General features: G+C 67.7%; 23 protein-coding genes and 1 riboswitch. Of the genes, 18 read left to right on the top strand and 5 right to left on the bottom strand.

The genetic code is table 11. The features are described 5' to 3' along the window. Nucleotides 1–32: 32 nt before the first annotated feature. The 3 genes from MFF26_RS06015 (at nucleotide 33) to MFF26_RS06005 (ending at nucleotide 2,845) form a co-directional block, all read left to right on the top strand. Complete coding sequence (locus tag MFF26_RS06015) at nucleotides 33–1,085, top strand: aliphatic amidase (RefSeq protein ID WP_137831605.1); 1,053 nt, start codon at nucleotides 33–35, stop codon at nucleotides 1,083–1,085. A gap of 221 nt (nucleotides 1,086–1,306) precedes the next feature. Then, on the top strand, nucleotides 1,307–2,152 hold the full coding sequence (locus MFF26_RS06010) for an urease accessory protein UreD (RefSeq protein WP_238307804.1): 846 nt from the start codon (nucleotides 1,307–1,309) through the stop codon (nucleotides 2,150–2,152). A gap of 72 nt (nucleotides 2,153–2,224) precedes the next feature. Then, nucleotides 2,225–2,845: an urease subunit gamma gene (locus tag MFF26_RS06005; protein WP_137828362.1), complete on the top strand. Its 621-nt coding sequence runs from the start codon at nucleotides 2,225–2,227 to the stop codon at nucleotides 2,843–2,845. Between the two features lie 41 nt (nucleotides 2,846–2,886). Here the strand turns inward: MFF26_RS06005 and MFF26_RS06000 are convergent, their stop codons facing one another. Further along, the gene (locus tag MFF26_RS06000) at nucleotides 2,887–4,020 is read right to left on the bottom strand and encodes an RNA ligase (protein ID WP_137828361.1); all 1,134 of its coding nucleotides are present in this window, start codon (nucleotides 4,018–4,020) and stop codon (nucleotides 2,887–2,889) included. Between the two features lie 206 nt (nucleotides 4,021–4,226). On the opposite strand from MFF26_RS06000, the gene MFF26_RS05995 reads away from it, so the two are divergent. The 13 genes from MFF26_RS05995 (at nucleotide 4,227) to MFF26_RS05935 (ending at nucleotide 16,464) form a co-directional block, all read left to right on the top strand. Further along, the gene (locus MFF26_RS05995) at nucleotides 4,227–5,612 is read left to right on the top strand and encodes a solute carrier family 23 protein (RefSeq protein WP_137828360.1); all 1,386 of its coding nucleotides are present in this window, start codon (nucleotides 4,227–4,229) and stop codon (nucleotides 5,610–5,612) included. Nucleotides 5,613–5,695: 83 nt separating this feature from the next. After that, nucleotides 5,696–6,508 carry a DUF1003 domain-containing protein gene (locus MFF26_RS05990; protein WP_238307803.1) on the top strand — a complete coding sequence of 271 codons (813 nt, stop codon included), beginning with the start codon at nucleotides 5,696–5,698 and terminating at the stop codon, nucleotides 6,506–6,508. A gap of 77 nt (nucleotides 6,509–6,585) precedes the next feature. Beyond that, entirely contained in the window at nucleotides 6,586–8,298 is a 1,713-nt protein-coding gene (gene ureC, locus MFF26_RS05985) for an urease subunit alpha (protein ID WP_238307752.1), read from the top strand. Nucleotides 8,299–8,536: 238 nt separating this feature from the next. Further along, nucleotides 8,537–9,019 (top strand): DUF29 domain-containing protein, encoded by a 483-nt coding sequence (locus MFF26_RS05980; RefSeq protein WP_137828358.1) that lies wholly within the window; start codon nucleotides 8,537–8,539, stop codon nucleotides 9,017–9,019. Next, the gene (locus tag MFF26_RS05975) at nucleotides 9,016–9,522 is read left to right on the top strand and encodes an urease accessory protein UreE (protein ID WP_238307751.1); all 507 of its coding nucleotides are present in this window, start codon (nucleotides 9,016–9,018) and stop codon (nucleotides 9,520–9,522) included. The genes MFF26_RS05980 and MFF26_RS05975 overlap by 4 nt, the downstream gene beginning before the upstream one ends. Next, nucleotides 9,515–10,183: an urease accessory protein UreF gene (locus MFF26_RS05970; protein WP_238307750.1), complete on the top strand. Its 669-nt coding sequence runs from the start codon at nucleotides 9,515–9,517 to the stop codon at nucleotides 10,181–10,183. Before MFF26_RS05975 ends, MFF26_RS05970 begins: the two co-directional genes overlap by 8 nt. A gap of 7 nt (nucleotides 10,184–10,190) precedes the next feature. Then, nucleotides 10,191–10,808, top strand: a complete 618-nt coding sequence (ureG, locus tag MFF26_RS05965) for an urease accessory protein UreG (protein WP_137828355.1) — start codon at nucleotides 10,191–10,193, stop codon at nucleotides 10,806–10,808. Between the two features lie 47 nt (nucleotides 10,809–10,855). Further along, complete coding sequence (locus MFF26_RS05960) at nucleotides 10,856–11,401, top strand: HupE/UreJ family protein (protein ID WP_238307749.1); 546 nt, start codon at nucleotides 10,856–10,858, stop codon at nucleotides 11,399–11,401. Nucleotides 11,402–11,652: 251 nt separating this feature from the next. Next, nucleotides 11,653–11,851, top strand: a riboswitch (cobalamin riboswitch). 27 nt (nucleotides 11,852–11,878) lie between these two features. Next, the gene (locus MFF26_RS05955) at nucleotides 11,879–14,107 is read left to right on the top strand and encodes a TonB-dependent receptor (RefSeq protein WP_373324370.1); all 2,229 of its coding nucleotides are present in this window, start codon (nucleotides 11,879–11,881) and stop codon (nucleotides 14,105–14,107) included. Between the two features lie 149 nt (nucleotides 14,108–14,256). After that, nucleotides 14,257–14,448, top strand: a complete 192-nt coding sequence (locus MFF26_RS05950; RefSeq protein WP_137828353.1) for a hypothetical protein — start codon at nucleotides 14,257–14,259, stop codon at nucleotides 14,446–14,448. 530 nt (nucleotides 14,449–14,978) lie between these two features. Continuing rightward, nucleotides 14,979–15,224 (top strand): hypothetical protein, encoded by a 246-nt coding sequence (locus MFF26_RS05945; RefSeq protein WP_238307748.1) that lies wholly within the window; start codon nucleotides 14,979–14,981, stop codon nucleotides 15,222–15,224. A 135-nt stretch (nucleotides 15,225–15,359) separates the two neighbouring features. Next, nucleotides 15,360–16,277, top strand: coding sequence for a hypothetical protein (locus tag MFF26_RS05940; RefSeq protein ID WP_238307747.1), 918 nt, complete (start codon nucleotides 15,360–15,362; stop codon nucleotides 16,275–16,277). Between the two features lies 1 nt (nucleotide 16,278). Then, nucleotides 16,279–16,464, top strand: a complete 186-nt coding sequence (locus tag MFF26_RS05935) for a hypothetical protein (RefSeq protein ID WP_238307746.1) — start codon at nucleotides 16,279–16,281, stop codon at nucleotides 16,462–16,464. 803 nt (nucleotides 16,465–17,267) lie between these two features. Here MFF26_RS05935 and trmFO read toward each other — a convergent pair. The 3 genes from trmFO to MFF26_RS05920 all read right to left on the bottom strand — a co-directional run bounded on the left by trmFO (nucleotide 17,268) and on the right by MFF26_RS05920 (nucleotide 20,213). After that, nucleotides 17,268–18,695 (bottom strand): methylenetetrahydrofolate--tRNA-(uracil(54)-C(5))-methyltransferase (FADH(2)-oxidizing) TrmFO, encoded by a 1,428-nt coding sequence (gene trmFO, locus MFF26_RS05930; protein WP_137828352.1) that lies wholly within the window; start codon nucleotides 18,693–18,695, stop codon nucleotides 17,268–17,270. 157 nt (nucleotides 18,696–18,852) lie between these two features. After that, on the bottom strand, nucleotides 18,853–19,080 hold the full coding sequence (locus MFF26_RS05925; RefSeq protein WP_137828351.1) for a hypothetical protein: 228 nt from the start codon (nucleotides 19,078–19,080) through the stop codon (nucleotides 18,853–18,855). Nucleotides 19,081–19,238: 158 nt separating this feature from the next. After that, nucleotides 19,239–20,213, bottom strand: a complete 975-nt coding sequence (locus MFF26_RS05920) for a S1C family serine protease (RefSeq protein WP_137828350.1) — start codon at nucleotides 20,211–20,213, stop codon at nucleotides 19,239–19,241. 273 nt (nucleotides 20,214–20,486) lie between these two features. On the opposite strand from MFF26_RS05920, the gene MFF26_RS05915 reads away from it, so the two are divergent. Together MFF26_RS05915 and MFF26_RS05910 are read left to right on the top strand one after the other, a co-directional pair. Further along, complete coding sequence (locus tag MFF26_RS05915; RefSeq protein ID WP_238307745.1) at nucleotides 20,487–21,062, top strand: sigma-70 family RNA polymerase sigma factor; 576 nt, start codon at nucleotides 20,487–20,489, stop codon at nucleotides 21,060–21,062. Continuing rightward, entirely contained in the window at nucleotides 21,059–21,877 is an 819-nt protein-coding gene (locus MFF26_RS05910) for an anti-sigma factor (RefSeq protein ID WP_238307744.1), read from the top strand. The genes MFF26_RS05915 and MFF26_RS05910 overlap by 4 nt, the downstream gene beginning before the upstream one ends. A 254-nt stretch (nucleotides 21,878–22,131) precedes the next feature. Here the strand turns inward: MFF26_RS05910 and MFF26_RS05905 are convergent, their stop codons facing one another. Continuing rightward, nucleotides 22,132–23,106 carry a transporter family protein gene (locus MFF26_RS05905; RefSeq protein WP_238307743.1) on the bottom strand — a complete coding sequence of 325 codons (975 nt, stop codon included), beginning with the start codon at nucleotides 23,104–23,106 and terminating at the stop codon, nucleotides 22,132–22,134. Nucleotides 23,107–23,150 lie beyond the last annotated feature (44 nt).

Here is a 23,150-nt window from a genome sequence, read left to right as displayed (position 1 = left end):
CCAACCATCAGTTCAGCGTGGAGGAACATGCCATGATGCACGGCGACATCTCATCGAGCCAGGACAGCGTCGGCGTAGCCGTCGTGAACTACAAGATGCCCCGCCTGCACACGAAGGCCGAGGTACTCGAGAACGCCAAGAAGATCGGCGACATGATCATCGGGATGAAGGCGGGTCTGCCCGGCCTCGATCTCGTGATTTTTCCGGAGTATTCGACCCACGGCATCATGTACGATGCGGGCGAGATGTACGAAACCGCGTCCAGCATCCCGGGTGCGGAAACGGACATCTTCGCCGATGCCTGCCGGAAGGCGAAGGTCTGGGGCGTATTCTCGCTCACCGGCGAGCGGCACGAGGAGCACCCGCACAAGGCTCCCTACAACACGCTCATCCTGATGAACGACCAGGGCGAGATCGTCCAGAAATACCGCAAGATCATGCCCTGGACGCCGATCGAAGGCTGGTATCCGGGCGACCGCACCTACGTCTCGGACGGTCCGAAGGGGCTCAAGGTGAGCCTCATCATCTGCGACGACGGCAATTACCCCGAGATCTGGCGCGACTGCGCCATGCGCGGCGCGGAACTCATCATCCGCTGCCAGGGCTACATGTATCCGGCGAAAGAGCAGCAGGTTCTGATCTCGAAGGCGATGGCCTTCGCCAACAACACCTACGTCGCGGTCGCCAACGCGGCCGGGTTCGACGGCGTCTACAGCTATTTCGGCCACTCGGCGATCATCGGCTTCGACGGCCGCACGCTCGGCGAGTGCGGCGAGGAGGAGATGGGCATCCAGTACGCGGCGCTCTCGAAGTTCCTGATCCGCGACTTCCGCGCCCACGGCCAGTCGGAGAACCACCTCTTCAAGCTGCTCCACCGCGGCTATACCGGCATGATCAACTCGAAGGAGAACCGGCACGGGATGTCGGAATGCCCCTACGACTTCTACCGCCGCTGGATCGAGGACCCCGACGCCACCCGCGACGCCGTGCGCGCCATCACCCGCTCCAGCGTCGGCACCGAGGAATGCCCGATCGAGGGCATCCCCTTCGTCGGCAAGGGGGAGGGGCCGCCCGACCCGCGCTAAGGCGCGAAAGCGCCCTCTCACCCACAGCCTCATCCTGAGGTGCCGCGTCAGCGGCCTCGAAGGAGGACTCCAGAAGTCTCAGCGATCCCTGGAGCCCTCCTTCGAGGCTCAGCCTTCGGCTGAGCACCTCAGGATGAGGGGGAGGGGTGGGAGACGACATTGTTGCCCGGCGGGCGCGTCCGCGCCAGGAAGGGCCGAACGCCCGCCGCGAGAGTCCGACCATCCACGCCGTCCCATCCCCTCCCGCCCCCCCATCGCGGCAGCGCTCGCGCGGCCAGATCGATCTCCATGTCGGCCCGGCCACGGCCAACGGGCCGACGCGGCTGAAGGATCTCGCGGAATCCGGCCCCTCGCGGCTGCGCTTCCCCCGGGAGGCCGGGACGATGGAGGGCATCCTCGTCAACAACGCGGGCGGCATCGCCTGCGGCGACGCCTTTTCGGTATCCGCCCGGCTCGATCCGGGCGCCGCGCTCGTCCTGACCACGGTGGCGGCGGAGAAGGTCTACCGTTCCGACGGCCCGGTGAGCCATGTGCACAACCGCCTCGACCTCGGGGCCGGCGCCCGCCTCGCCTGGCTGCCGCAGGAGACGATCCTGTTCGACCGGGCGCGCCTGCGCCGGAACTTCGAGGCGGATCTGGCCGGGGATGCCGGCCTCCTCATCGCCGAGATCGTCGCCTTCGGCCGCGTCGCTCGGGGCGAGACGCTGCAGGAGGCCTTGTTCGAGGATGTCTGGCGGGTGCGCCGGGGCGGACGCCTCGTCTACGCCGACACCGTGCGGCTCGAAGGCCGGGTCTCGGACCTGCTCGCCCGCTCCGCCATCGGCGGCGGCGCGCGGGCGATGGGCACGATCCTCGATGTCTCGCCCGGCGCCGAGGGCCGGATCGAGGAGGCCCGCGCCTGCCTCGAGGCGGCGAATCCCGGCGTCACCGAGGCCGCGGCGAGTGCCTGGAACGGGCATCTCGCCCTGCGTTTCCTCGGCCCGGAAGTCGGCGCCCTGCGCGGGCTGGCCGCGCGCTTCCTGACCGCCTATCGCGGGGTGCCGATGCCCCGCGTGTGGCAGACCTGATACGGTGGCGCTCTCGCACGCCCCGTGCATGATCCGCGCGAGACCGTATCCAGACGACTTCGGAGAGCGCCCGTGCTCCTGACCCCCCGCGAGAAAGACAAGCTCCTCGTCGCCATGGCGGCGCAGGTCGCGCGCAACCGGCTGGCCCGGGGCGTCAAGCTCAACCACCCGGAGGCGGTGGCGCTCATCACCGATTTCGTGGTCGAGGGCGCCCGCGACGGCCGCTCCGTCGCCGAGCTGATGCAGGCCGGTGCCCATGTCCTCACCGCCGATCAGGTGATGCCGGGCATCGCCGAGATGATCCACGACATCCAGGTCGAGGCGACGTTTCCCGACGGCACCAAGCTCGTCACCGTCCATCATCCGATCCGCGGCGCCCCCTCCGACGACGTGCCCGGCACGGTGACGACGCTGGCCGGCGAGATCGCGCTCAATGCGGGCGCCGCGCGCACCGTGGTCTCGGTCGCCAATACCGGCGACCGGCCGATCCAGGTCGGCTCGCACTACCATTTCTACGAGGTCAATCCCGGTCTCGTCTTCGACCGGGAGAAGGCCCGCGGCCAGCGCCTCGACATCGCGCCGGGCACGGCCGTGCGGTTCGAGCCGGGCTCGACCCGGGAGGTGACCCTGGTGCCGCTCTCCGGCACCCGCACCGTCTACGGCTTCCGCGGCGAGGTGATGGGCCGGCTGTGACACCGGCCCACACGCTCCGCTGCGTCAGGGGCGAGCGCGCCCTACGGCTCGATCTCCGGCAGGATGAGGTCGTCCACGCTCCAGGCCATGCCGAACAGGTCGCGCACGGCCTCGACCCGGCCCTCGCTGCCTGCCGCGTAGATCAGCATCGCGCCGATCGCGCCCCGCGGGTCGCGTCCGTCATAGGCGTCGAACGCGGCCTTGGTCAGGCGCTTGTCGAAGCGCCGGAAGGCGAGGGCGGCGTAGTCCTTGCGGGGCAGGCCGCGATGCTCGGCCGCGAAGGCGCGGATCGCGGCTTCATGCGCCGCGGCGCTCGCTTCGACGGTCGCCTGATAGGCCAGGAGCCGCGTCGACACCGCCTCGGGCAGGATCGGCACGACGTCGTCGACGGCGCCGGCCGCGACCCAGGCCAGCACGGTCTTCTCCTGGCGCACGCCCGAGAGCGTGCGGTGGCGCAGCACGTAGCCGTCGGTCTTGAGCTTGAGGCGGTGTCCGTCCTCGAAGGCCAGCACGTAGCCCTCAATGCCGGCCTCGCATCGCGCGCGGGCGACGAAGTCGGCGGCATCCGCGAGCGGGCCTGCGGCGCGCACCACGGCGACGCCGAAGCGCGCGCCGAGCCGCACGAGTTCGGCCTGCGGCAGATAGGCGCCGCTCACCATGTCCCGTGCCGCGAGCAGGGTGAGCGCCGGCCGCTCATAGGCGACGACGATCCGGTTGTCGGGCGAGGTGAACTCGAAGATCGGCGTGAGGCCGCCCGCAAGCAGATGATGGGCCAGATCGAGGACACCCGCCCCGGCCTGCCGCTGCGCCGCCGCGGCCTGCGCCGTGGCGCCCATCCGGGTCATGAACACCATCGCGCCCTCGAGAAGGACCGGATGCACCATCGATCCGTCGAGCTTGTCGAGCACGTGATGGGGCGCCGACCAGTCGATCTGCTCGATCCTCTGGCGCTCGCCGAGATTGAAAAATTTGTGGAACGGTCGTCCGATGAGCCGTCCATCGCGGTCGAATTTCAGGCCGCGGCACTCCAGAGCCATGGCGGAGCTGAAGGTTTCAGGGCCGGCAAAGACGTAATCGATCACCGTGTGGTCGGACCGACGCGAGACGACGAAACCCTGATCGAACGAAATGTGCGGCGTGACTTGGTCGAGATGCTCGATTCGAGGAAAGATCATGTCCGTATCGCTCCCCAATCACGACGACGCGCGGAATTGACGCTCATGCCCATGAAATACGGGCGGCAAAGTCGGGTCGTTGCAATGTTGAATTTAGGCATGACAATCTCCTTGGCCGACAGATCTGTCGGTGATCGGACTATCATCCGGACCGGGCATGAAGGACAAGCGATCCTTCACTGTGATCGGCCACAAAGGGATCGGTCGTGAGCTATTTCCCGAGCTGGCGTCTCAGGACCTCCGGCGAGGTCGCGCCCGACGAGCGGTTGCCCACGGGGCAGACGGTGGTGCTCGGGCTCCAGCACGTCGTCGCCATGTTCGGCTCGACCGCGCTCGCGCCGATCCTCATGGGGTTCGACCCGAACACCGCGATCCTGTTCTCCGGCATCGGCACGCTGCTCTTCTTCCTGCTGACGGGCGGGCGGCTGCCCTCCTATCTCGGCTCCAGCTTCGCCTTCATCGCCGTGGTGATTGCCGCCACCGGCTATGCCGGCAGCGGACCCAACCCGAATATCGGGGTGGCGCTCGGCGGCATCGTCGCCTGCGGCGCGCTCTACGCGGCGATCGGGCTCGCCGTGCACCTGTCGGGCACCGCCTGGATCGAGCGGCTGATGCCCCCCGTCGTCACGGGCGCCATCGTTGCGGCGATCGGGCTCAACCTGGCCCCCGTCGCCGTGAAGAGCCTCTCGGGCACCGGCTTCGACACCGCGATGGGGCTGGTGACGGCGCTGCTGGTCGGGCTCGTGGCGGTGCGCGGGCGCGGGATGGCGCGGCGCCTGCCGATCCTGATCGGCGCGGCCATCGCCTACGGGCTCTATCTCGGGCTCGCCAACGGTCTGGGCCTCGCCAAGCCCATCGACTTCGCCCGGCTCGGCGAGGCCGCCTGGATCGGCCTGCCGACATTCGCCGCGCCGATCTTCTCGGGACCCGCCATGGTGCTGATCGCGCCGGTCGCCCTCATCCTGGTCGCGGAGAATCTCGGCCATATCAAGGGGATCGCGGCGATGACCGGGCGCGACTACGATCCCCTGATCGGCCGCGGCTTCCTCGCCGACGGGCTCGCCACCATCCTGTCGGGACTGGGCGGCGGCACCGGCGTGACGACCTATGCCGAGAATATGGGCGTGATGGCGGTCACGCGGATCTACTCGACGCTCGTCTTCGTCGCGGCGGCGGGGTTTGCCATCCTGCTCGGCTTCTCGCCGAAATTCGGCGCCCTGGTGCTGACGCTTCCCGTGCCGGTCGTCGGCGGGCTGGCGCTCGTGGTGTTCGGTCTGATCGCCGCCACCGGCGGGCGCATCTGGGTGCAGGACCGGACCGATTTCGCCGAGGCCCGCAACCTCGTCACCGCGGCGGTCGCTCTGATCGCGGGCGCGGGCGACCTGACGATCCGCCTCGGCGATTTCGCCCTCGGCGGCATCGGCACCGCGACCTTCGGGGCGATCCTCGTCTATCACCTGCTCGGGGCCGGGCCCCGCCAGGACCACGAACGGGGGTCTCGCGCCGACCGGTCGCCGCCGGGCGAGATGACTCCCGCCTCCGTCTCGGATAGGCGGGCGGCGTTGCGCGCCGATGCGATGGGCAAGCCGTGACCCTGATCGAGACCAAGGCGGACGAGGACGCGGCCCAGGACGCAGGTCAGGGGCCGCTTTCGGCGGGCAAGGGCAAGCGCGGCATCTGCGCCATCAGCGGCGTCGCGATGAACCGGCGCAATCTCGTGCCGGTCGCGACCCTGAGGCCGGCCCTCGCCGTCCATATCCGCGCCGACTTCCCCGGCCTGAGCGACGACGCGCTGATCGGCGTCAACGAACTTGCGCGATACCGCACCCGCTTCGTCGCCGAGCTCCTGGCGGAGGAGCACGGCGAGTATTCCGACCTCGACCGGCAGGTGGCCGAGAGCATCGCCGCCCAGGACACCATCGCCGAGAACGTCGAGGAGGATTACGACGAGCATCGCAGCTTCGGCGAGCGGGTCTCGGACGGGCTCGCGGCCTTCGGCGGCTCCTGGGCCTTCCTGATCAGCTTCGCCGTGGTCCTGTTCGCCTGGATGCTGGCGAACGTCGCCATCGGCGAGGCGAAGGCGTTCGATCCCTACCCGTTCATCCTGCTCAACCTCGTCCTGTCCTGCCTTGCGGCGATCCAGGCCCCGATCATCATGATGAGCCAGAGCCGGCAGGACAAGAAGGACCGCCTGCGCTCGAACAACGACTACCGGGTCAACCTGAAGGCCGAGCTGGAAATCCGGCATCTGCACGAGAAGATGGACCACCTCGTCACCAAGCAGTGGCAGCGTCTGGCCGAGATCCAGCAGATCCAGCTCGAGATGCTTCAGGAGATGCGCGCCCGCGTCGCCCGCAAGCCCACCGTCAAGGTGAAGAAGGTGGTGCGCCGCAAGCGTCCGAAATCCGCCCGCGCGGGCGCCGCGCCCGCGACGACCGAACCGGAGGAGGCCGGCATCCCGCCCGACACGCCCCGCGCCCCGGATTGAGCGGAAGCCCGCTTCCGCCGCCCGCGGCACCGTCCCTGCTTGCCCGATCCCGCCCAGTCCCGACGCGAGTCCTGCCCATGTCCGCCCGCCTCCCCCGAAGCGCCTACGCCGCGATGTTCGGGCCCACCACCGGCGACCGCATCCGCCTCGCCGATACGAGCCTGGAGATCGAGGTCGAGCGCGACCTCACCACCTACGGCGAGGAGGTGAAGTTCGGCGGCGGCAAGGTGATCCGCGACGGCATGGGCCAGAGCCAGGTGACGAACGCCGCGGGCGCCGTCGACACCGTCATCACCAACGCGGTCGTGCTCGACCATTGGGGCATCGTGAAATGCGATGTCGGCCTGAAGGGCGGGCGCATCCTGCGCCTCGGCAAGGCCGGCAATCCGGACATCCAGCCGGGCGTCGACATCGTGATCGGCCCCGGCACGGAAGTGATCGCGGGCGAGGGCAAGATCCTGACGGCGGGCGGCTTCGACAGCCATATCCACTACATCTGCCCGCAGCAGATCGAGGAGGCGCTCTGCTCCGGCGTCACGACGATGCTCGGCGGCGGCACCGGGCCGGCCCACGGCACGCTGGCCACCACCTGCACGCCGGGCCCGTGGCACATCGCCCGGATGATCGAGGCCGCCGACGCCTTCCCGATGAACCTCGCCTTCGCCGGCAAGGGCAACGCCTCCCGCCCCGATGCGCTGGAGGAGATGGTGCGGGCGGGCGCCTGCGCGCTCAAGCTCCACGAGGATTGGGGCACCACGCCCCAGGCCATCGACACCTGCCTCACGGTGGCGGATGCCCACGACGTGCAGGTGATGATCCACTCCGACACCCTCAACGAGGGCGGCTTCGTCGAGGACACCATCGCGGCCTTCAAGGGCCGCACCATCCACGCCTTCCACACGGAAGGGGCGGGGGGCGGCCACGCCCCGGACATCATGAAGGTGGCGGGCCTGCCGAACGTGCTCCCGTCCTCGACGAACCCGACGCGCCCCTACACCAAGAACACCATCGACGAGCATCTCGACATGCTGATGGTGTGCCATCACCTCGATCCGTCGATCCCCGAAGATCTCGCCTTCGCCGAGAGCCGCATCCGCCGCGAGACCATCGCGGCGGAGGATATCCTGCACGACATCGGCGCGCTCTCGATGATGTCCTCCGACAGTCAGGCGATGGGCCGGGTCGGCGAGGTCGTGATCCGCACGTGGCAGACCGCCGACAAGATGAAGCGCCAGCGCGGGAGCCTGCCCGGCGACGCATCCGGTAACGACAACCTGCGCGCCCGCCGCTACGTGGCGAAATACACGATCAACCCGGCCATCGCCCACGGCGTCTCGCGCCATATCGGCTCGGTGGAGCCCGGAAAACTCGCCGACCTCGTCCTGTGGACGCCCGCCTTCTTCGGCGTGAAGCCCGATCTCGTGCTGAAGGGCGGCATGATCGCCACCGCCCCGATGGGCGACCCCAACGCCTCGATCCCGACGCCCCAGCCGGTGCATTACCGCCCGATGTTCGGCGCCTACGGCCGGGCCCCGTTCGCCACGGCGCTCACCTTCGTGTCGAGGGCCGCGATCGAGGACGGACTCGCCGCCCGGCTCAGGATCGGCAAGGAGTTGGTCGCCGTCGAGAATGTGCGGGGCGGCATCTCGAAGAAGAGCATGATCCTCAACGACGCCACCCCGACCATCGAGATCGACCCCGAGACCTACGACGTGCGCGCCGACGGCGAATTGCTGGTCTGCGAGCCGGCCGAGGTGGTGCCGATGGCCCAGCGCTACTTCTTGTTTTGAAGAGCGGCGCGCCGTGTCCCGGCTCTCACCACTTAAACCTCTCCATCCTGAGGTGCCGCGTGAGCCGCCTCGAAGGAGGACTCCAGCGGATCGCGCGATCCCTGGAGCCCTCCTTCGAGGCTTCGCTTCGCTCCGCACCTCGGGATGAAGGCGCGTGGGGACCGAGGGTCGGCGACCCGGCTGTCGCATCGACCGCAGCCTGCGATAGGATGGCGACGGGATGACCCGGAGGCCCGCGATGACGAAGGCCGCGCTGAAGCCGCCACCGGCGGCCGATCTGTACGACACGGATTTCTATGCCTGGACCCAGGCGCAGGCCGAATTGCTGCGCCAAGGCCGCTTCGACGCGCTCGACCTCGGCCATTTGATCGAGGAGGTGGCGAGCGTGGGGGCGAGCGAGAAGCGCGAGATCAAGAATCGTCTTGCGGTGCTGATCGGGCATCTCCTGAAATGGATGGTCCAGCCGGGCGCCCGGTCGAGCAGTTGGACCGGCACGATCACCGAGCAGCGGCTGCAGGTACACGACGTCTTGGAGATGAGCCCGAGCCTGCGGCGCTATCCGGCGGAGGTGTTCGCGCGGGCCTACCACTCGGGCCGCGTGCTCGCCGCCAAGGACACCGGCTTCGATTTTGCCCTGTTTCCCGAGCAGCCACCCTTCACCGTCGAGCAAGCACTCAATCTGGACTTCCTGCCCGCCGAGCCCGGTCGCCTCACCCCATGATCCGCGCCACCCGCGTCATCCGCCGCGACGCCCTCGCGAGCGGCGAGATCGTCGATCGCGTCGTGCTCGATCACGGCGAGCGGCATCGCCGCCGCATCGCCATGCGCGGGGTCGGCGGCACCGCCTTCCTGCTCGATCTGGCCCAGGCGACCGTCCTGGACGACGGGGACGCGCTCGTCCTCGACGATGGCCGCCTCGTCTGGGTCGAGGCGGCCCCCGAGAAGCTGCTGGAAGTCCGGGCGCCCTCCGACCATGCCCTCAAGCGCCTGATCTGGCATATCGGCAACCGGCATATCCCCGCCGAGATCGGCGCCGAGGCGGTCTGGATCGCCCAGGACCACGTGCTGGCCGAGATGGTGCGGGGATTGGGCGGCAGCGCCGAACCGGTCGAGCGCCCGTTCCGGCCCGAGGGCGGCGCCTATCAGGGCGGCCACGGTCATCCGCACGATCACGGGCACGGTCATTCCCACGATCACGCGCATCCGCCGCACCGGCATGATTGAGGCGCTGCGATTGATGGCGTGGCTGTCGCCCGCCTATCCGGTGGGCGGCTTCGCCTATTCCCACGGCCTCGAATGGGCGGTGGAGACCGGCGACGTCGCCGACGAGGCGAGCTTCTCGGACTGGCTCGGCGCCGTGCTGGAGCGGGGCTCCGGGCGCAACGACCTGATCCTGGCGGCGCACGCGCATCGCGCCGCAGGCGACGGCGCCGCCCTCGGCGCCATCAACGATCTCGCCTTGGCGATGGCGCCCTCGCGCGAGCTTCACTTGGAGACCAGCCAGCAGGGCCGCAGCTTCCTCGACGCGACGCTCGCGGCTTGGCCCTGCCCGGCCCTCGATGCCGTCGCGACAGCCCTGCCCGGGCCCGTGGCGCTGCCGGTGGCCGTCGGCGCGGCCTCGGGCGCCCATGGCATGGGGGGCGGGGCGATGCTCGCCGCCTACGGCCTCGCCTTCGTCCAGGCCATCGTCTCGGCGGGCCTGCGCGTCGCGCCGATCGGGCAGGGGGCCGGCACCCGCATCGTCGCCTCCCTCGCTCCCCGGGTGGCGGCGCTCGCCGAGGCGGTCGAGCCGCTCGGCCTCGACGCGCTGGGCTCGGCCACGCTCAGGGTCGATCTCGGCTCGTTCCGGCACGAGACCCAGTATTCGAGGATCTTCCGATCATGAGGACGCCATGGCATCTGTGAACGGTCCGCTCCGCGTCGGCATCGGCGGCCCCGTCGGCTCCGGCAAGACGGCGCTGATGGAGCAATTGTGCAAGCGGCTGCGCGACACCTACGACATCTGCGCCATCACCAACGACATCTACACCAAGGAGGATGCCCGCCTCCTGACCGTGGCCGGGGCCCTGCCCGAGGAGCGGATCATGGGCGTCGAGACGGGGGGATGCCCCCACACGGCGATCCGCGAGGATGCCTCGATCAACCTCGCGGCGGTGGCCGAGATGCGCCGCCGCTTCCCCGCCCTCGACGTGGTGCTGATCGAGTCCGGCGGCGACAATCTCGCCGCGACCTTCTCGCCGGAACTCGCCGACATCACCCTCTACGTCATCGACGTGGCGGGCGGCGAGAAGATCCCGCGCAAGGGCGGGCCCGGCATCACCCGTTCGGACCTCCTCGTCGTCAACAAGACCGATCTCGCCCCCCTGGTCGGCGCGGATCTTGCCGTGATGGAGTCCGATACCCGCCGCATGCGGGGAGAGCGGCCCTACGTGTTCTCGTCCCTGCGCGAGGGGCACGGGGCCGACGCCATCGCCCGCTTCGTCATCGAAGCAGGGGGGCTCGCCCAATGACGTCTGACATCGTGACGCTGTCCACGATGCATTTCCGGAGGACCCGTATGATCTCTCGTTCGATGGCGCTCGCGACGGCGCTCCTGCTGGTGCCCGGCGCGGCCCTCGCCCATCCGGGCCACGGCGAGGCGGCGGGCTTGGCCGCAGGCTTCGCCCACCCGATCCACGGCACCGACCACATCCTCGCGATGGTCGCGGTGGGGATCATCGCCGGCCTCGTCGGCGGGCGGGCGCTCTGGCTGCTGCCGGCTTCCTTCCTCGGCATGATGACGATCGGCGCAGCCCTCGCCATGGCCGGCCTGGATCTGCCCTTCGTCGAGCCGGCCATCCTCGCATCGGTTGCCGCCTTCGCCGTGATGGCGGCCTGCGCCCGCCTGATCCCGCTGGCCGCTCTGGCCGGCCTCGTCGGTGCCTTCGCGGTGTTCCACGGCGCGGCGCACGGGGCCGAGATGCCCGAGACCGCCTCGGGCCTCTCCTACGGGCTCGGCTTCCTCGCCGCGACCGCCGGGCTCCACGCGGCGGGCCTCGTTGCCGGCCTCATGCTGACGCGGTGGCTGCCGCGATCCGGTGGTGCCCTGCGCCAGGGTGCGTGACGACCGGACGACGCGCCGCCGCCCTGCGGCGAGCCAAGGGGCGGCGGGCGCATCGGCCCGAACGGGGGACCCGGCTTCCGGGGACAGCCGCTGCGGCGCATGGGCCGACCGAACCGTCCCGGATCCGGTCGCCGCGTGGGGCCGCGATCGGGCCGCCATCTCGGGTCGGCCGGGTGTCGCCGTTCGGGCACGGGCGTATTGATTCTCCCTTCGCCCCCGGACCGCGCGTTGACGGCGGAGGCGGCCACCGTGCTAACCGTGGTGGCGACGGTTCCCCTCGGGGATCAAAAGGGAACGCGGTGAGGGCCTTCGGCCCGAGGCCGTGGCTGCCCCCGCAACTGTGAGCGGCGAGCCTTCCGCCACCATGTCACTGGATGGGTCTCATCCGGGAAGACGGTGAGAGGGCAGCGACCCGCGAGCCAGGAGACCTGCCGTCAGTCGTGGTCACACGCGAGGCGTGTCGGGCGGGGTGCACCGATGGGTTGCCGGGGACGGCACCGATCCTGCTTTGGGTTCGGGCAAGTCCGCGGCCTCGTTCGCGGTGACGTGCCACTGCCGTTGCCCGAGGCTGTTTCGCCCGTGTCCCCTGCTCATCCCTCGACGGTCCTCCGTCTGACGGCGCTCGCCGCCGCGCTCGCCGCTCCCCCGCTTCCCGCCACGGCCCAGGAGGCGGTCACCCTGGAGGAGCTCTCCGTCGGGGGCGAAGCTCCGCAACCACCCGCGGCCTTCTCGGCCAGCGCCGGCGCTGTCGGCGGTGTGACCGGCATCGGCGGCGCACTTCAGCCGGTGGCATCGGCGAGCGGCGGGATCGTCTCCGGTGCGCAGATCAATGCGAGGCCCGTCACCCGTCCCGGCGAGGTGCTGGAAGCGGTGCCGGGGCTGATCGTCACCCAGCATTCGGGGGAGGGGAAGGCCAACCAGTTCTTCCTGCGCGGGTTCAACCTCGACCACGGCACCGACATCGCGCTCTTCGTCGACGGCATGCCGGTCAACATGCGCACCCATGCCCACGGCCAGGGCTATGCCGACCTCAACTTCCTGATCCCCGAACTCGTCGGCGCGGTGGAGTTCCACAAGGGCCCCTACTTCGTGCGCGACGGCGACTTCGCCTCCGCCGGCTCGGTGCGGATCGATTACCTCGACGCGGTCGCGAAGAACGTGGCGCTGACCTCGATCGGATCGTTCGGCTACAAGCGCGCGCTCACCATCGCCTCCGCCCCCCTCGGCGCGGGCACCCTGCTCGTGGCGGGTGAGGCGCAGACCTATGACGGCCCCTGGGACGTGCCGGATCGCCTGAAGAAGCTCAACGGCGTCGTCCGCTACAGCCAGGGCACGGCGCTCGACGGCCTCGCCGTCACCGGCATGGCCTATTGGGCGAAGTGGAACGCCACCAACCAGATCCCGGAGCGTGCAGTCGCCGAGGGAATCATCGGCCGCTTCGGCACCCTCGACCCGTCCGACGGCGGCGATACCGGTCGCTTCTCCCTCTCGGGCCGCTGGAGCCACACAAGCGAGGCCGGGCTCAGCCGGGCCAATGCCTACCTCATCCGCTACCGGATGAACCTCTGGAACAACTTCACCTACTTCCTCAACGATCCCATCAACGGCGACCAGTTCCGCCAACTCGACGACCGGGTTCTGGGCGGGGCCGAGGCCAGCCACGTCTTCTCCGGGGACCTGTTCGGACGGCCGATGGAGAACGAGATCGGCGTCCAGACCCGCACCGACGCGATGCGGGTCGGCCTGTTCAACACCGTGAACCGGCAGTTCCGCTCGAGCGTGCGCGACGACCGCGTGCTGGAGACGAGCGCGGCCTTCTACGCCGAGAACCGGGTGCGCTGGACGGATTGGCTGCGCACCAGCGTCGGCTTCCGCGCCGACGGCTACTGGGCCGATGTCCGCTCCGACCTGCCCGCCAATTCCGGCCAAGCCCGCGACGCCATCGTGACGCCGAAGCTCGGCCTCGTGCTCGGGCCCTGGGCCGAGACCGAACTCTACCTGAATTACGGCGGCGGCTTCCACTCGAACGACGTGCGCGGCGTCACCGCGACCGTGGATCCGTCGAGCCCGCTCTTCGACGTGGCGCGCTCCCCCTTCCTCGTTCCCTCGACCGGCTACGAGATCGGCCTGCGCAACCGCTCCATCAGGGGCCTGGAGACCGCCCTGGCGCTGTTCCGCCTCGACTTCGCCTCGGAGAACCTCTTCGTCGGCGATGCCGGCACCACCGAGCCGAGCCGCCCGACCCGCCGCTTCGGCCTCGAATGGACCAACCGCTACGCCCTCACGCCCTGGCTCCAGCTGGAGGGCGACCTGACGGTGACGAATGCCCGCTTCGCCGATCGCGATCCGGCGGGCGGACGCGTTCCCGACGCGCCGACCACCATCGCCTCGGCCGGCATCGCCTTCGGCGACGGGGCCGGCTGGTTCGGATCCCTGCGCTTCCGCTATTTCGGTCCACGCCCCCTCATCGAGGACAATTCGGTGCGCTCGCGGGCGACCGCCCTGCTCAACGGCCGGATCGGCTACGCCTTCGAGAACGGCGTCAGCCTCTCTCTCGACGTCCTCAACCTGACGAACGCGAAGGCCGACCAGATCACCTACTACTACGAGTCGCGGGTCGTCCCTCAGGGCGAGGCGCGGGCCGATCGCCACTTCCACCCGGTCGAGCCGACCGCCGTTCGGCTGACGCTCGCGGGCCGGTTCTGACGCGGGGTTCGGCGCATCCTCGGATCGCCCCCCTGACCGACGGCGCGCGCTTCGCAGAAATAGAACGATAATTCTATATACCCTCCGAAACCGACTAGCTGTCCATCATTTGAGAACTATATGCCCGGCCCTCGTCACAGGAGGCCGCCGTGAGGAAGCCGGAGAAGCCAGGCACGAAGGACAGCAAGACGCAGGAGGGCGGGGCGCTCGGCAATATCGACGAGCAGACGGGCGATCCCGGCAAGGGCACGTCGGGGGCGACGATGCGGCCGGAGGACAATCCCGACCCGTCGAAGGACCCGAAGCCCGAGACGCCCGGCGACGCGGACAAGCCCGGCTAGAGCATCGGCCCGAAAGGTGGGGATCGGGTATTGGGTCAGTTTGAAATTTGTCAGGGTTGACCCGGTCTTGGTCGCGACAGACGGCTACGACGCCGCGAGATAGATGCCTTCAGGCCGTTCGCTCTGTCGTCTCCACAGGGGATGCTGGTGCTATTGGGCTTGCCGAAAAGGCTATCGACGATTTTGTTGGAAGCCAACGTGATCTAGCTCAACAGATTGACGCCCTGGAGCATCTTAAGCCGTCATTGCTCCCTGGCCGGGATGCGATTGCGGGCCCGAGGTTGTAGTTGGCTAAGCTAGTTTATGCCTACATTGAGGCTAAGCTTCGACGGGCAGAGGAGCGGGCATGACCACGCCCAAGTGCCCTCGCGATCCCAATCAGCTTGCCAAGTTCATCGTGGACGTGGCGACGCGTTAGGAACAATCGACTCGACAACCTGAGAGCGCTGTTCCAGTCTCTCCCGCAACCGAGTTCGCACGAAGCGGCGGCTTGAAGGGAGGACGAGCGCGGGCCGATAAGCTGTCGGCAGATGTACGCGCTGAAATCGCTCGGAAAGCCGCCGCCGCAAGGTAGCATAAAGATGACGGCTGAAATTGTTATTATCAATCAGCAAGCTGTTGCTTTGGCGGCTGATAGCGCGCTCACAATAGGCAAGCAAAGGGTCTGGAAGCACGCAAATAAAATATTTTCTGCCGGGCCAGAACACGATATCGGCCTGATGATCTATAATTCTGGCGACTTTCTCAGTATTCCTTGGGAAATACTTATAAAATAATTCCGCAACAGCGTCGCATTATCCCAGTTTGATCATCTATCTTCTTATGCAGATGAGTTTTTAGCATTTGTCAAGACAGAAAGATTTGGCGGAACTCATTTTGAGGAACTTAGTTTTGGCCTTATTTTTTCCGACGTGATTGATACAATATACAAAATTGCAGAATATGAAGGTAGATCTGAATTTTATAGGGAAATAATTGAGATAGCGAATTTGCAGCTATCCGATCTTAGAGATGTGGCTGAATTGGATTGCCCATTTTCGGAGCAAGAATTTAATAAAAACTACGCCAAAGTCATAACGGGACTTGCAAAGAGCAAGTTCAAGCTGAAGCTTCCCAAATACATAGCAAATAAAATTGTCAATCTTTGCTATGAGCACGTGAAAATAGAAACAACTTCAGAGTACTCAACTGGAGTAATTATTACTGGCTATGGAAAGAAAGAGCTTTTTCCAAGCGTCAGGACAATATATGTTGACGGTCGATCTATGGGTCTAACAAGAGCTTGGATTGGTGCACCGCGCATGGATTTGAATATCAGCAGAAGTCAGAACGCTGCAATCATTCCTTTTGCGCAAATTGATATGGCCAAGTTGTTTATGGAGGGTATTTCGGACAGATATGTGAGTTTTGTATCTACCACGATGCGAAATGCACTCATGGCTAAAGTTGATGAAATAGTGAAAAATCATATCAGCGATGAAGGCGTGGCAAATGTTGAAAGATTTCTGCAGGAAAAACAGATAGATGCAATGATGCACGTATTTGATGAAGATTTCAGCACATATAGGGGGAAATACTTTACAAAGCCAATATTAGATACAATAAGGGCGCTGCCAAAAGAGGAAATGGCCTATATGGCGAGGTCGATGGTTGAGATAACAGCGCTCCGGCGTCGATTTGCTTCCGCCGTTGAGTCGGTAGGAGGCGATATAGACGTAGCAGTAATTTCGAAAAGTGATGGATTTATTTGGATCCACAGGAAACACTACTTTGATATTGACTCGAACCCTGATTTCATGCAAAGAAGATCCGGGCGCAAAGGAGGTTAACATGCAATATCATAAAAGGAGGAGAGATAATTTTGTGCAGTTGAATGCTAAGGCTTCTTTCCCCATTCGAGAGGCGTCCGAAGACTTGATTATGCCAATTGATGCTTCAATGCTGACCGCAGAGCGAATGATGGCAGCAAGCGAAGCGAAGCGTCGGGTTGAGTTAAAGAAAACCCAAAATGCTTAACTGACACGCATAAGGTTCATATTGAAGGAGAGCCTTGACCAAGCTCTCCGCAGACGGCCGTGCGCGCATCCTCCAGCTTCTCTGTGAGGGCATATCGATGCGCGCAATCACGCGTGTCACGGGCGCCAGCAAGAACACCGTCGCAAGCTGCTCGCCGATGCTGGCGAGGCGTGCGTGATCTATCAGAGCCAAACCTTCCGCGGGTTGCCCTGCAGCCGCATCCAGGTCGATGAGATTTGGAGCTTCGTCTACGCGAGAGAGAAGAACGTCATTACGGCCAAGGCCGCGCCGGAAGGCGCGGGGGACGTATGGATGTGGACGGCCCTGTACGCCGACACCAAACTGTTGTTCTCGTGGTTAGTCGGAGGGCGCGACGCTGAGTACGCCGCCGCGTTCATACCAACATCCGCGACCAGTTCCTTAAGCGCTCGCAGATCACCTCAGACGGCCATTACGCCTACCTGTTCGCCGTCGATAACGCGTTCGGCAAGCAGGTCGGTTACGCGTAGATCGTCAAGACGTATGGCGAGGCGCCAGACAGTCCCCGTCGCTACAGCCCGCCTGTCTGCACGGGCGTGAAGAAGCGCACCGTAACCGGCATCCCGGTCAATGTTACCGAGAAACCAAGCCGCGATATCGATCGCCTAGTAGGGCGCGGGCATAGATCAATACTCCTATCCTGTCATATAGGAGCAACATCGATTCGGACAGTGCGTAAATTGCTGCCCTGTCAACTTGCCGTGACTAATCTTAATTCACAAACTGACCCACTACCGGAAACCGGCTCTCGGACCCTGCGGCGCCTATTCCGCCGCCCGGAGGGGCGTCTCGTTGCCCCCGAGCCAGACGGCGAGGTCCGCCCGCGCCCGGTCGGTGAGCGCCCGCTTCTTCAGCGCCGCCTTCTCGGGACCGCGCAAGCGCCGGCCCGTCTCGTTGCGCGGCATGCGATCCAGCGGCGGGAACAGGCCGAAATTCACGTTCATCGGCTGGAACGAGCGCGGCGCGTTGGCCTCCGCCTCGATTCCCGCCTCGATGTGGCCGCCGGTGATATGGGCGATCAGCGCGCCGAGCGCGGTGGTCGGGGGCAGGGGGGCGAGGCTCTCCCCCCGCGTCTCGGCGAGGGCGTAGCGGCCCGCCATCAGCCCGACGGCGGCGCTCTCGACATACCCCTCGCAGCCGGTGATCTGACCGGCGAAGCGCAGGCCGGGCCGGACACGCAGCCGCAGGGTCGCGTCGAGGAGGCGCGGGGAATCGAGGTAGGTGTTGCGGTGCAGGCCGCCGAGGCGGGCGAACTCGGCGTTCTCCAGCCCCGGGATCGTGCGGAAGATGCGCACCTGCTCGGCATGGCGCAGCTTCGTCTGGAAGCCCACCATGTTGAACAGGGTGCCGAGTGCGTTGTCCTGGCGCAGCTGAACGATGGCGCAGGGCTTCACCGTCGGATCGTGCGGATTGGTGAGCCCGACCGGCTTCATCGGACCGTGGCGCAGGGTCTCGGGGCCGCGCTCGGCCATCACCTCGATCGGCAGACAGCCGTCGAAATAGGGAGTCGTGGCCTCCCATTCCTTGAACGAGGTTTTTTCGCCCGCGATCAGCGCGGCGATGAAGGCATCGTACTGCGCCCGGTCCATCGGGCAATTGAGGTAATCGGCCCCCGTCCCGCCCGGTCCCGCCTTGTCGTAGCGCGACTGGAACCACGCCTTGCTCATATCGATCGAGTCGCGGTGGATGATCGGGGCGATCGCGTCGAAGAAGGCGAGGGATTCCTTGCCGGTCAGCGCGGCCACGGCCTCGGCGAGCGCCGGGGAGGTGAGGGGGCCGGTGGCCAGGATGGTCGAGCCCCATTCCTCGGGGGGAAGGCCGGCGACCTCCTCGCGCACGATCCGGACGTTGGGATGCGCCTCGAGCGCGGCGGTGACCGCCTGCGAGAAGCCGTCGCGGTCGACGGCGAGGGCCCCGCCCGCGGGCACTTGGTGGGCATCGGCCGCGCGCATGATCAGCGAGCCCATGCGCCGCATCTCCTGATGCAGCAGGCCGACGGCGTTGCCGTTGGCGTCGTCCGAGCGGAACGAGTTCGAGCAGACGAGTTCGGCGAGCCCGTCGCTCTGGTGGGCTTCGGTGGCGCGGTGAGGCCGCATCTCGTGCAGCACGACATGCCCGCCGCCCTGCACAATCTGCCACGCGGCCTCGGAGCCGGCCAAGCCGCCGCCGACGATATGGATCGGATCGGTCATCCCGCCGGGATAGAGCCCCCGGCGCCCGCGATCAATGCGACGCGCGCCACCGGCGGGGTTTCGCGAAGCGGCGGGAGGATCGCGTGGCCGCGCCACGACCCGGCGCGAAGCGAGGGAAACCCGCCGCGCCGGACGAGGTCCAAGAGCGGGGGCCGCATCAGGCGGCGCGTCCGATCCGCGGCGGGAAATGCTCCATGAAGCGCACGCCGTCCCACAGCTCGATGGGGGCCGTACCCGATCGCTGCTGCGCCACCGCCACCGCTTCGGTGTCGCTGGCCGCCGCGATCGGCTCGTTCACGAGCACGCGACCGCTCGGGCTCAGGACCAGCACGCGATAGGCGGCGGGCAGTTCCGGGCAGATCGGCGGTCCGACGAAGAGGGGCAAGACCCGTCTCCCTGTCCGTTCGGGCGGGAGCACGACGGTCTCTCAGCCGCCGGCGCCCAGGATCTCCCTGCCGACGATGACCCGAGATTAAATCCCGAAGACCCGAATGCAAGCGTGGGTGGGCGCAGGGCCATCCCTACGGATGGGCACGAACCCGCTCAGTGGAGCTTCGGCCCCACCAGAAACCGCTCGCGATCGACCGAGGTCAGCGAGAGGCGCAGCGAGCGGCCGTCGCGGTTGATCGTCAGCGGCACGCGCACCCCCGCCTCGCCCAGCGCCCAGACCTGCCGGAAGAAGCCGGCCAGATCCGCCACCGGCTCGCCGGCCACCTCCGCCAGCAGGTCGCCGGGGCGCAGATCGGCGGCCTCCGCCGGGCCCTTGTCGGTCAGGCCCATCACCACGACGCCGTCCTCCGACTCGGTGGCGTAGAGGCCGAGCCAGGGCCGGGGCGGACGGTCGGCCCGGCCGCGCGTCTCCAGGTCGGCGAGGATCGGTGGCAGCAGCTCGATCGGCACGACCATGTTGATCGCCCGCGCGCCCGCGCTGCCGCCCTGCTGCAGCTGCAGCGAGCCGATGCCGATCAATTCGCCCTCCGGCCCGATCAGGGCGGTGCCGCCCCAATGCGGATGGGCCGGCGCCGTGAACAGGGCCTCGTCGAGGACGTATTCCCAGTAGCCCGCGAATTCCTGGCGCCCGACCAACTCGACGGCGAGGCTGTGGCCGCGTCCGCCCGCGCCCGCGATGACCGCCCGGTCGCCGATCCGCAGGGCGCTCGAGCGGCCGAGCCGGAGGGCCGGAAGGCCGAGATCGCCGAGCGCCTGGACGAGGCCGAAGCCGGTCACCGCGTCGTAGCCGACGACATGGGCGGGGACGAAGCGCCCGTCATGGGTGGTCAACCAGACGCTCTCCGCCTCGATCACGAGGTAACCGACGGTGAGCACGAGGCCGTCCTCGCGGATCACCACGCCGTTGCCGGCCCGCTCGGTGCCGAGGGTCTCGGCGGTGAACGCCTCCGCGGGCACGCGCGCCGAGAGCGAGACCACCGAGGCGAGCGTCCGATCGAGATCATAGGCGTAATCGCCGGGCTTCGGCTGCTGGGCGGCCGGGATCCTGAATTCGCCGTGCGCGGCCATGCGATCCCTCTCTCGCGATGTCCCGAAGCCGATCCGCCCCGATTGGCGGGCATCCGGCATCCCGCAGAACATAGGCGGCGAAGACGTCCTCGACAGCCGCCGCCCTCCGACCATCCGACATGCACCGAAAGCTTCGCCGGGGACGATGGCGCCCGCCCCTCGCCTCCGATAGGTTGCCTGCAATGCTCCCGCCAGACGGACGCCCCGTGCCCGCCCGCATGCTCCATCCGACCCGGATGCCCTCCACCGCGCCGATCGAGACGGGAGCGAACCGTGACGTCGCATGAGGGGGCCGATGACGGCGCCGACGCGTTGCTGGCAAGCCTGCTGGCGCGGATCGCCGGCGGGGACGAGGCGGCGCTGCGGGCGCTCTACGATCAGACCGCCGCGAAACTTCTCGGGATCATCCTCCGTATCCAGCGCGATCGGAGCTTGGCCGAGGACGTGCTTCAGGATGTCTATCTGCGGATCTGGCACGCCGCCGGATCCTACGTCCCCACGGCGGGAGCACCGCTTTCCTGGCTGTGCGCCATCGCGCGCAACCGGGCCATCGACGGCGTTCGTCGCCGAAGCGAGGTCACGATGCCGTCGGGGGAATCCGGTGAGGCGTATTGGGAACGGTTGACCGCACCGGGCGGCGGCGAGGACGCGATCCTCGACCGCGACGCCCTAGTCGCCTGCCTGTCGCGACTCGATCCGACCCAGCGCGACTGCGTGGTGCTGGCCTATTGCGAGGGCTGGTCGCGGGAGGAGCTCGCCGCGCGCTATGATCGACCGGTCAACACCGTGAAGACCTGGCTGCACCGCACGCTGGCTTCCCTGAAATCCTGCCTGGAGACGATCGCATGAGCGGCGGTCGGCCGGTCGGAGACGGCGCGGGCGGGGAGCGCGACCTGCGCGCCGCCGAGTACGTGCTCGGCACCCTCGACGCGCGCGAGCGGGCGGCGTTCGAACTGGAGCGGACGGTCGATCCGGCGACGGAGGCGGCCCTGCGCGCCTGGGAGCGGCGGCTCGGCCCCCTGACGCGGGCGGTGCCCGCGATTCGGCCCGGCCCCGAAATCTGGGCCCGGATCGCCGCGGCTTTGCCGTCGGGCGGCGCGGGGGCGCAACCGGAGGCGTTCGCCGGGCGGGAAGACAGGCCGGAGGGCGGGCGCGACGAGATCGCCTCGGGCACGGCAGGAGGGGCCGCCGCCAACGACAATCGCCTGCGCGACCTTGCCCGGCAGGTCCGGTTCTGGCGCCGCGCCGCGGCGGGGGCGGGGAGTGCGGCGGGCCTCGCCGCGGCGGGCCTCGCGCTGGTGCTGACCGGTTGGCCGCAACCTGCAGCGGTTCCGAGCCCGCGCTCCGTGGCGGTGGTAACGAGCGGCGGCGACCTGCCGGCCCTGATCGTCAGCGTCGATAGCGCGAGCGGCACCGTGCAGGTCCGCCCCCTCGCCGCCCAAGCCCCGGCCGGCCGGAGTCTGGAACTCTGGTATATCGGCGCGGGCGCCGCACCGCGGCCGCTGGGCCTCGTCGGCACCGAGCCGGCCCGCCTCGCCCTGCCCCCGGGAACCGGGAGCGGCGCCGGCGCCACCCTCGCGGTTTCGGTGGAGCCGCCGGGCGGCTCGCCCACCGGCCAGCCAACCGGCCAAGTGGTCTATTCGGGCAAGCTGATCCCGGAATAGCTTCGGGCGCTGGATCTATAATTCCAATTTTCGCAGCGACTTGGCGGCCGGAGCGGAGACTCCGGGCGAGGAACCCTGTTCCCTGTGCGGCGAGCATCGACCCGAACGGGGATGGCGGCTTTCGGGGAAAACGATCTCCGGCCCGCATTCGATCAACCGCTTGGATCCGACAACAAAAAACCGTCCGGCCTCGCGGCCGGACGGTTCTGCCCGTGGGGGCTTGGGGACGCCGCGGGCGGCGTCCCCGGTTCGGATCAGTACTTGCGCACCAGCGGAGCCGGGGCGACCGCCACCGGAGCCGGCGGGGTGTAGAGCGGGGCGATGATGCGGAACCAGCCCTCGGTCGAGTCGAAGGAGTCCGAGGTACGGGCGACCGTGCGGGCGACATAGGCCTGCGCGGTGAAGGGCCCGAAGTCGTAGCCGACGAGACCGCCGAGGAGGAAGCGACCGCCGCGGCCGATCGTGGCACCGCCGAGGACCGGGTTGATCAGCAGGTTCGGGTCGAGGTTGACCGTGCCGTAGCCGATGGCGCCGATCTCGAACTTGCCGAACTTCTTGGTCGCGGTCAGGTCGAGGTTGAGAGCGTCCGACATCTGGTACGGGCCACGCGTCAGGAACGCGTTGTTGCCGCTGAAGGTCGCCGGGGAGTCGTAGAAGTTGTAGGTCAGGTTGGCGGTGATGTTCCAGCCGTCGCCGGTGTAGCTGCCGGCCACGCCGAAGCGGTAGGTGTTGGAGGCCAGGAACGGCAGGGCCGCGCCGGGAGCCAGGACACCACCGTTGGTCACGACCACACCGCGGCCCGCATTGGCCTCGTTGAGGTAGACACCGCCGAGCAAGCTGACGCCGAAGTTGCCGCCGAGGTCGAACGCCCAGATACCGCCGATGAAGGTGCCGACGTTGACGGAGAAGTCACGGATGCCGCCGGGGCCGCTGCTCTTGCCGAACGCGAACACGGTCGGGGGGGCGACGGCGAACTCGAGGCGACCACCGAACGGAACCCACGGGGTCGACCACAGCAGGATCGGGATGTTCACGCCAATATCGAGCGGACCCTGATCACGACCGCCGTAGGTGAAGGTGTTGATGGCGTACACGCCCTCGGGCAGCGGGGCGCCGACCGCGAGGCCGACCTGCTCGCCGGGGACCGTGGTGGTCTGGGCCTGCGCGACGGTCGTCGTCATTCCGGCCGTGAGCGCAATCGCGCCCGCAGCGAGCCAATTCTTCATCATTTTCTCGTTCCTTCCCAAGGATTTCAGGCGTCCGCCCCGTAGCC

This window comes from Methylorubrum suomiense (assembly GCF_022179765.1).
Classification (GTDB): Bacteria; Pseudomonadota; Alphaproteobacteria; order Rhizobiales; family Beijerinckiaceae; genus Methylobacterium; species Methylobacterium suomiense.
The sequence above is the reverse complement of the archived record's forward strand: the minus strand, read 5'-3'. Positions and strand labels throughout refer to the sequence as shown.